Annotated in this window: 3 protein-coding genes; all 3 read left to right on the top strand. The window is 65.5% G+C overall.

All coding sequences use genetic code 11. From position 1 onward, the window contains the following. Positions 1-255: hypothetical protein (locus CAPSK01_RS19625; protein WP_273704140.1), on the top strand; the 255-nt coding region annotated here is incomplete at its 5' end. Next, positions 245-844 (top strand): hypothetical protein, encoded by a 600-nt coding sequence (locus tag CAPSK01_RS19620; protein WP_034930803.1) that lies wholly within the window; start codon positions 245-247, stop codon positions 842-844. The genes CAPSK01_RS19625 and CAPSK01_RS19620, both read left to right, overlap by 11 nt. Positions 845-940: 96 nt before the next feature. Continuing rightward, on the top strand, positions 941-1,242 hold a 302-nt coding region (locus CAPSK01_RS19615; protein ID WP_273704139.1), incomplete at its 3' end, for a hypothetical protein.

Raw genomic sequence — 1,242 nt, 5'->3', positions numbered from 1 at the left:
GAAAAAGCGCGCGACTGGATGCCGCACGAGTGGGTTGTGCGCGCAATCATGGCCGCCACTGTGCCAAGCCATGAGCCGCTGACAAAAGTGCGGATCACGGAGCTTGCCGAAGAGTGTGGATACGACGGCGCCGTGGCAACGGTGCGGTTGGCGTTCCAGGGCTTCAAGCTCGACGATTTCGCGCGAGCGGTAGAACGCGAGGTTTTGCAGCGGCCTAACGCAAAGCTAACCAGGAGCCAACGCGATGACCAGTGAAGCAGCCGGCGCGAGCAAGCGCCACGATGACCATAGCGCCGTTGGCTCTCTGGTTGAGCGACCTGTTAGGCCTGCGGCCGAAGCGCGCTGGTACTGCCTGGACCGCGATGGCGTTGCGATGCTGTGCAAAGACGAGGCCGATGCTCGGGCGCAGGTGATTGAGAACGACGACTGTTGGCCTAGACGCGCGCCGCACCGCGCCGCGCTGCTGGGCGATGTAAGCGCGGCCGACGCGCACATACCGATGGCGCGGCTGATCGAGCTGGAGACGGCGGAGCACGAGCGCGACATACTGCTGGCCGACAATGCCAAGTTGCACCGCGAGGCGTACACCTGGAGCAAGGCGGCCGAGGCCTACGCGGCAGATGCTGAGCGCTTCCGGTGGCTTGCCGAGCGCACTGCCGCAACAGGACTGGCGCGGTGGGTGCACCCGTTCCAGTTCTTGGCCGAAGCGGTGGACGCGCGCCGAAAAGCTGACGCAATAGGCGCCGCGCCGCGCGTGACCACGGCGGCCGAGCTGAGGCAGCAGGCCAAGAGCGACACGAGCTGCGTTGGCGCTTTCGCCCGGGCTCGACCTGGAAAGGCCTAACGTGGAGCTAACGTGACCGCAACGGCGCAACCAAAAACACCGAAGCGCGCAAGCGTGGCCGCCGTTGCGGGTCACGTTGAGCGCAGGGTTAGGCCCGTGCTGGATGAGTACAGCAAAGCCGCCCTGAAAGCCATGAGACAGGCGCGCGACTTCCCGGCGAACACATGCGCCGGCAGCCGACACGCGGCACTGATAGCGGAGCACCTCATTAGGCGCGGGCCGCTGCCGATGCTGAACGACAAGCCCCGATACTGCGGCGAGTCAATTGCACACACGGTGGCCGCGTTGTGGCAGGCGAGGACGGAGATTGAGCGGCTGCGTGACCTGCTGCGTTTAGTGGCGGACGAACCAAACATCGACAAGGCTAGGGCGCTGGCGGACGCTGAATTGCACGGGCC

Source organism: Candidatus Accumulibacter vicinus (assembly GCF_000584955.1).
Taxonomy (GTDB): Bacteria; Pseudomonadota; Gammaproteobacteria; order Burkholderiales; family Rhodocyclaceae; genus Accumulibacter; species Accumulibacter vicinus.
This window is presented reverse-complemented; position numbering and strand designations above follow the sequence as displayed.

Bases quoted from the DNA above. Each gene is read 5' to 3' on its own strand.
- CAPSK01_RS19620 (WP_034930803.1), top strand. From the start codon at position 245: ATGACCAGTGAAGCAGCCGGCGCGAGCAAGCGCCACGATGACCATAGC.